The 6,205-nt window shown below is 59.7% G+C and carries 7 protein-coding genes and 1 pseudogene; 7 read left to right on the top strand and 1 reads right to left on the bottom strand.

Annotated features, from left to right (window positions below; genetic code table 11):
* Window positions 1–83 precede the first annotated feature (83 nt).
* From ACW7G2_RS13360 to ACW7G2_RS13335, 6 genes and pseudogenes are all read left to right on the top strand, one after another.
* On the top strand, window positions 84–689 hold the full coding sequence (locus ACW7G2_RS13360) for a type IV toxin-antitoxin system AbiEi family antitoxin domain-containing protein (RefSeq protein WP_456976607.1): 606 nt from the start codon (window positions 84–86) through the stop codon (window positions 687–689).
* The gene (locus ACW7G2_RS13355; RefSeq protein ID WP_456976603.1) at window positions 686–1,546 is read left to right on the top strand and encodes a nucleotidyl transferase AbiEii/AbiGii toxin family protein; all 861 of its coding nucleotides are present in this window, start codon (window positions 686–688) and stop codon (window positions 1,544–1,546) included. Before ACW7G2_RS13360 ends, ACW7G2_RS13355 begins: the two co-directional genes overlap by 4 nt.
* A gap of 6 nt (window positions 1,547–1,552) precedes the next feature.
* Window positions 1,553–1,687: a DegT/DnrJ/EryC1/StrS family aminotransferase gene (locus ACW7G2_RS13350; protein WP_456976601.1), complete on the top strand. Its 135-nt coding sequence runs from the start codon at window positions 1,553–1,555 to the stop codon at window positions 1,685–1,687.
* Window positions 1,684–1,908 carry a DegT/DnrJ/EryC1/StrS family aminotransferase gene (locus ACW7G2_RS13345; protein WP_456976599.1) on the top strand — a complete coding sequence of 75 codons (225 nt, stop codon included), beginning with the start codon at window positions 1,684–1,686 and terminating at the stop codon, window positions 1,906–1,908. Before ACW7G2_RS13350 ends, ACW7G2_RS13345 begins: the two co-directional genes overlap by 4 nt.
* Window positions 1,909–2,451: 543 nt before the next feature.
* Window positions 2,452–3,768, top strand: coding sequence for an ImmA/IrrE family metallo-endopeptidase (locus ACW7G2_RS13340; protein WP_456976597.1), 1,317 nt, complete (start codon window positions 2,452–2,454; stop codon window positions 3,766–3,768).
* A 39-nt stretch (window positions 3,769–3,807) separates the two neighbouring features.
* A pseudogene (locus ACW7G2_RS13335) lies at window positions 3,808–4,094 on the top strand (DegT/DnrJ/EryC1/StrS family aminotransferase).
* Window positions 4,095–4,173: 79 nt separating this feature from the next.
* On the opposite strand, the gene ACW7G2_RS13330 reads toward ACW7G2_RS13335, so the two are convergent.
* Window positions 4,174–4,602 (bottom strand): hypothetical protein, encoded by a 429-nt coding sequence (locus tag ACW7G2_RS13330; RefSeq protein WP_456976595.1) that lies wholly within the window; start codon window positions 4,600–4,602, stop codon window positions 4,174–4,176.
* 312 nt (window positions 4,603–4,914) lie between these two features.
* On the opposite strand from ACW7G2_RS13330, the gene ACW7G2_RS13325 reads away from it, so the two are divergent.
* Window positions 4,915–6,087: a nucleotidyltransferase domain-containing protein gene (locus ACW7G2_RS13325; RefSeq protein WP_456976593.1), complete on the top strand. Its 1,173-nt coding sequence runs from the start codon at window positions 4,915–4,917 to the stop codon at window positions 6,085–6,087.
* Window positions 6,088–6,205: the final 118 nt, after the last annotated feature.

Genomic DNA, 6,205 nt, shown 5'->3' with positions numbered 1-6,205 from the left:
CGCTCCTACAGCGGGGGCTTGCCGAAACAAAGTTTCGTACATTATGTATAGTCGACGAAATTAAGGAACAATCCGATCACGCAATGCCGGCCGACTCTCCCGCTGATGCTGTACTGCAAATGGCCCGCCGCCGGGGACTGCTGCGTCCGCTGGATGTGGAAGAAGCCGGCATCCCACGGGCCTACCTGACCCGGCTGGTCAGGAGCGGAACGCTGGAGAAGGTTGGCCGGGGCCTGTATCGGCTGGCCGGCCACCCGTTTTCCGAACACGAGAGCCTGGTGCTGGTCGCAAGCCGGGTACCGCAGGCCGTGTTTTGCCTGCTGACGGCGCTGCAGTTCCACGGCCTGACGACCCAACTGCCCCGCCAGGTGTGGATCGCCATGCCCCGCGGCAGCCACACACCCAGAATCGACTATCCGCCGCTGCGGATGATCCAGGCCACCGGACCTGTCTACTCCGAAGGCATCGAAACCCACACCCTCGACCGGACGGAAGTCCGGATCTACGGTATCGCCAAGACCGTCGCCGACTGCTTCAAGCATCGCAACAAGATCGGCCTTGACGTGGCGATCGAGGCACTGAAGGAGGCCCGCGAACGGAAGCACGTCACCGCAGACAGCCTTTGGTACTACGCCAAGGTCTGCCGGGTGAACAACGTGATGCGCCCGTACCTGGAGGCGTTGCAATGACCACGAACCTTCCGGCTTCGGTTCGCGCCCGCCTGCTGAACATCGCCAAGCGCGAAGGCACCGACTTCAACCAGGTGCTGGTGCGCTTCGCCCTTGAACGCCTGCTCTACCGGCTGAGCCAATCGCGCCATGCCGAGCGTTTCCTGCTGAAAGGCGCTCTGTTATTCACGCTTTGGTATGACATGCCGCACCGGCCTACCCGTGATGCGGACCTGCTGGGGTTCGGCGCCAGCGATCTGGACAGCCTGCGGGAGACGTTCAGGGAGATTGCCGCTATCGACGCCGGCGATGGCATCGTCTTCGACCCGGCATCGGTCAGTGCGGAGGAGGTCCGGAAGGAGGCCGGCTATGCCGGCGCGCGCATTCTGATTAGCGCCGAACTGGCAAGGGCGCGGGTGCGTACGCAGGTTGATGTTGGCTTCGGCGATGCGGTGACGCCGGCGCCGATCGAGGCCATCTATCCGGTGCTCATCGACGACTTTCCCGCGCCTTGCCTGAGAACCTATCCCGTCTACACGGTGATCGCGGAAAAGCTCCACGCGATCACCCTGCTGGGCATGACCAACAGCCGGGTGAAGGACTACTTCGACCTGCAGGTACTGCTGGAACGCGAGACGATCGACCAGCACGTCCTCGCCGAGGCCATCGCCGCCACCTTCAACCGACGCGGCATGGAAGTCCCGTCCGTACTGCCTATCGGCCTGACCGATGAATTCGCCCAGGACGCATCCAGGCAGGCGCTGTGGCGCGCTTTCGTCGTCAAGAACGGACTGGACGCACATTCACTTGATGCCACCGTTGGGTTCCTGCGCGACAAGCTGATGCCGGCTCTGGAATGCAATCATGACCGGTCATAGCGGCAGATGACCACCACCGCCAGGGTGCCGCACCCGTACGAGTTGGTGCATGACGAGGTGGGCTACAACTACCGCCTGCCCAACCTCAATGCCGCGCTCGGCTGCGCGCAGATGACGGCACCACCGCCAACTGGTGGTTGAACGCCATCGTGCTGGAGTCGGAGGCCGACCGCGACGCGCTGCTGGAGTACACCAACAGCCGCGACGTGATGACCCGCCCCATATGGCGCCTGATGTCGCGACTGCCCATGTTTGAGCAGTGTCAGCACGACGGACTGGAGAACTCGCGGTGGCTGGAAGCGCGGGTTGTGAATTTGCCTTCGAGCGTGCCGGAGAGTGAGTTTGGGAGGCTGAAGGCCTGATCGCCGGCCCGTTGTAGGAGCGCGCCACGCGCGCGAAGCCGCGTGAATATGTTCAGTGCCGCGTGGCGTCGGTTCCACCGCAGCTACCGAGGCCCCACCGGATGGCCAGGTGTCACGCGGCTTCGCGCGCATGGCGCGCTCCTACAAAGGGGGCTAAAGCTCTTCGAGAGGGCAATCCCCGAAAAACCGGGGCGGTTCATTTTCCAAGTACTATTGCCTAGTCTCCGTTTGTCACTTCTTCGTTTCCCACGCCATGAAGCGTCGCGCCGCCTTCCGACCCAAGACAAGGGAAATCGCTGTGTGATGTCGCCGGCATTTTCAAGCGCGGCGAAGCAGAGGGTTTGCTACGCGTCGGGCTGAGAAGTGGGCTGGTGAGTGACCGAATGGTCGGTGAATGGCCGAGGAACGTATGGTCAGTCACGGACGATGGCTTTGCCATGGAAGCGCAGCTTGAAAACCCAGAACAGGGGACCTATCACGGGTATCCAATGCCTGAAAGCGACCCACTGTCGGCCGAAGTGATCCGTCGTTGGAGACTTTTTAATGGCTGAGCTAAGCATCAACGCGAAGTGGATGGCGGCTGAATCCGGGGAGCCGGAAGTCGCGGCCACGGCAGCCCAACTCAATATGTGCGTCGACGACATTTGCCTGACTCGGAATCAGGATGTCTGGGCGGAGACCGTGCGTGACAACGTCTTTGTATCTGCCTACCCGCTGGCCACGTGGTTTGCGAGTTCGTGGTGGCGTCTAAACCATGAACCCTTGCCGCCGCAGCGGCCTGGCTATGATTGGCGCATGGCCCATGAACTCGGTGCGGCCGGTCATGGCTTCGTCTGGCCGCGCATAATCTTTATCCCGGATGGGGAGGCAATTTACGTGTGGGCCGAAGCGTCAATGACGCCAGGTCAGTCGGTACAGTATTTGTCGTCGCTGCGTGCGCCAAAACTGATTGCGCCGACCGGTTTTCAGCAGAGCGTTGAGCGCTTTATGCAAAGCGTGCTGGCTCGTTTGGATGCCAAAGATCTCGCTGGATCGAACCTGGCGCAACTGTGGGCCATCGTACAAGCAGAGCTCGCGGACCCCGAGGCTGCTCGCCGACGGAAGCTGGAAGCCAAACTCGGATTCGATCCCGAGGAATGCCCGGAGGATGCGTTGAACGCGGCGTTGCAGTGGGAGAGCAGAGTCGGAGACGTAGCGCTATCAGAGCTGGCGCCGGCGATTGCAGCGTCCGGGGCTGACCCGGACTTGGCGGTTATCGGGGAGCTGGCCAACGCTGACGGAATTGTTGGTGCTCCCGAGTTCTCGTTTGGCAGCATCGACCACTTGGACCATGGAGCGCCATGGGAGCGCGCAGTCCATGATGCTCGTGCGCTTCGTCAGCAAATAGGCAATATCAACGGCCCGATTCTCAACGGTGCGCTGACTGGATTGATGGGCCTCAGTAGTGACGCTGTAGCCGATTTTGCGCCGCGAGGCCGGTCGCCAGTGGCTGTGGCGATGCCCCTGAACGATCGCCAATTGAAGTTCGTTCCGCGCAGGCGCAGCCCTGCCGGGAAGCGCTTCGAGCTGGCCCGCTTCCTGGGGGAGCATCTGCGTTCCTCAATTTGCGGAGAACGCTGGCTTGTATCAACTGACCTGGGGACTTCGAGTCAGAAGTATCAACGCGCTTTCGCCGCCGAGTTTCTTTGCCCCATTGATGCATTGGCGTCCTTCCTGAATGGTGATTTCTCTTCTTACGCCATTGAAGAAGCAGCCGAGAAGTTCGACGTCAGTGAGCAAACGGTAACCAGTCTGTTGCGCAACAATGACTATATTCAACATCATTCGACCGAGATCATGCCTTACCAGGTGGCTGCTTGATTCGGGTTCGTGCACGACGAGGTGGGCTACAACTACCGCATGCCCAACCTCAACGCCGCGCTCGGCTGCGCGCAGATGACGGCACCACCGCCAACTGGTGGTTGAACGCCATCGTGCTGGAGTCCGAGGCTGATCGCGACGCGCTGCTGGAGTACACCAACAGCCGCGACGTGATGACCCGCCCCATCTGGCGCCTGATGTCGCGACTGCCGATGTTCGAGAACTGCCAGCACGACGGGCTGGAAAGCTCGCGGTGGCTGGAGGCGCGGGTTGTGAACCTGCCGTCGAGCGTGCCGGAGAGTGAGTTTGGGAGGCTGAAGGGGTGAAAGGTCTTATCCCGGTCGACGCGACCTCCCTTTCATAAGCTACCGAGGTCAGGCCTGTGGGCTCACAGTTGCTGACTGCCTACGAGAAGATCTCGTTGATCTTAGCCTGTATGCGTTTGATCTCTCTATCGATCTCTCCCATCGCGACGTGCATTTGGTCCACAATCTCTGCGAAAGAATCCGCTGAGAACAGCATTGACCGCCTGGCGGGCAGGACGTCTGACTGGCTAAGGCTCTGAAGGTTGGACCGGATCTCACGATGGATGCTTTCTAGCGCATCAAAGTCATCATCAGGTGCAGCCAATGGGTTGCTGAGAACGCGCTTGAGCTGCCAAAGCCGCTCCAGCGTGGACCTTAGGAGAAACAGGGCGTCCTGGTACTTGGCCAACCGCTTCTGGAACTCCAGTGCCTCCCGAGCGGCGGATTGAGCTTTCCAAGCTGCAATTGAAGAAGCGATTGCGGCTACGGTTGCGAGGACCGCTAAGGCAATCTGCAGAGCAGGGTCCATGGAACTTTCCATAGGCAGCTAACACCTTTATGAGCGACCGCAGCGTGCGGGAGTGGACCGTCTCGTTGCTTTACGGGGCACCTTCCCGCATAAGTTGGTCATGGTCTTGAAAGTGTGACAGATTGCTCAGTGTGGCCGTTGGGCGGCATGTCTCAGGACGTGCGACGTGTAGCAGGCAGGCTGGCTACGCAGGGGCTGTAAACGACTTCATCTGCTCAGCGTAGGCGCAGGCGCCCGTCGCCAGCCCCGTTCGTCTTGCCTCTAGCCGTTGCTGCGTTGAGGCCTACCTCAAACATCTTGAAGGAGTCCGTGATGAACAGTCGAACCTCGCTCAGCCGCCTTGACGCCCTTTTGCGCGACATCGATCTACCTGACCATGCCTACGAAGGTGCGGAAAATCGATATAAGGATTTCGGCGAGTGGATCGCAGCACCGAGTTCAATACTGCACGAGTACGATGCGCATGTTTTTGTGCAAGGTTCATTCGCATTGGGTACGGCGATCCGACCGGTGAACCCGGAGGAAGAGTATGACCTGGATTTTACCTGTAAGTTGCGCCAAGGAGTGACACGAGAAAACCGAAGTCAAGCGGAATTGAAAGAACTGGTTGGCAGCGAGCTTGCAGCATATAGGAGCGCACGCCGTATCGATAAGCCATTAACGGAAAAAAAGCGCTGCTGGCGGTTGAGCTATAAGGATAAGTTGCCATTCCACATGGATGTCGTTCCGGGTATTCCTGCTGACGAAGAGCGACGACAGGTGCTAGTTGAGCGCATGGCTGGCACAGGCGTGGAGCGCATGCTTGCACAAGATATTGCGAGGAGGGCGCTCTGGATCACCGATACCGATCTGTCTCACTATCGTGACGTCGGTTCAGATTGGCCATCGAGCAATCCGGGGGGGTACCAAAAATGGTTTCTTTCGCGGATGAGGCTGCCGGAACGAAATGGGTTGTTAGCTGAAGCTCAAGTAGATCCCGTCCCGGTGTTCCGCAGTAGGACGCCGCTGCAGCAGGCGGTTCAGCTGCTGAAGCGCCATCGCGACGTGGCTTTCGCACATGACCTTGACCTTAAACCAGCTTCAATTCTCATAACGACGGTTGCTGGTCTTTCATACCGTCCGACTGACTCTTTGGACATGGCTTTGCGCCGCACATTGGATGCGTTACAACAAGTGCGCGTGAGCGACAGCGGTGAGATCCTTAACCCAATCAATCCCAATGAGAACTTCGCAGATCGTTGGGAGGGGCCGAACTGTCCACTGAAGATCAACTTCTACCGCTGGATCGAAGAGGTCGAACAGACGTTCGGTCGCTTCTTGGGAGAGTCGACTCCGCAACGACTGCTCGAGATCGCGGAAGATCATTTCAGTATCAAGATGTCGGGAGATACCGCCAGGACGCTTACTGGCGGGGCGGCTATCCTGCCCGCCGCAGCTCAGCGTGTGGAGGCGAAAGGCCAGCCGCCAGCCCCATGGAGTGCCTAGCCGAGATGTTTTTCTCGGAAGCCGATCTGGCCGAGGTGCAGGCGCGGTGGCCGCGCTTGCGGCGCAGACCCTGTCGTGATCCAAGCCAGGCGGTACTGGCGGGTGTGTTTAGCTTCAC

The sequence above is a fragment of the Luteimonas sp. A277 genome, from assembly GCF_054052045.1.
Note: the sequence above shows the minus strand (reverse complement) of the source record. Positions and strands in the feature narration are given on the sequence as shown.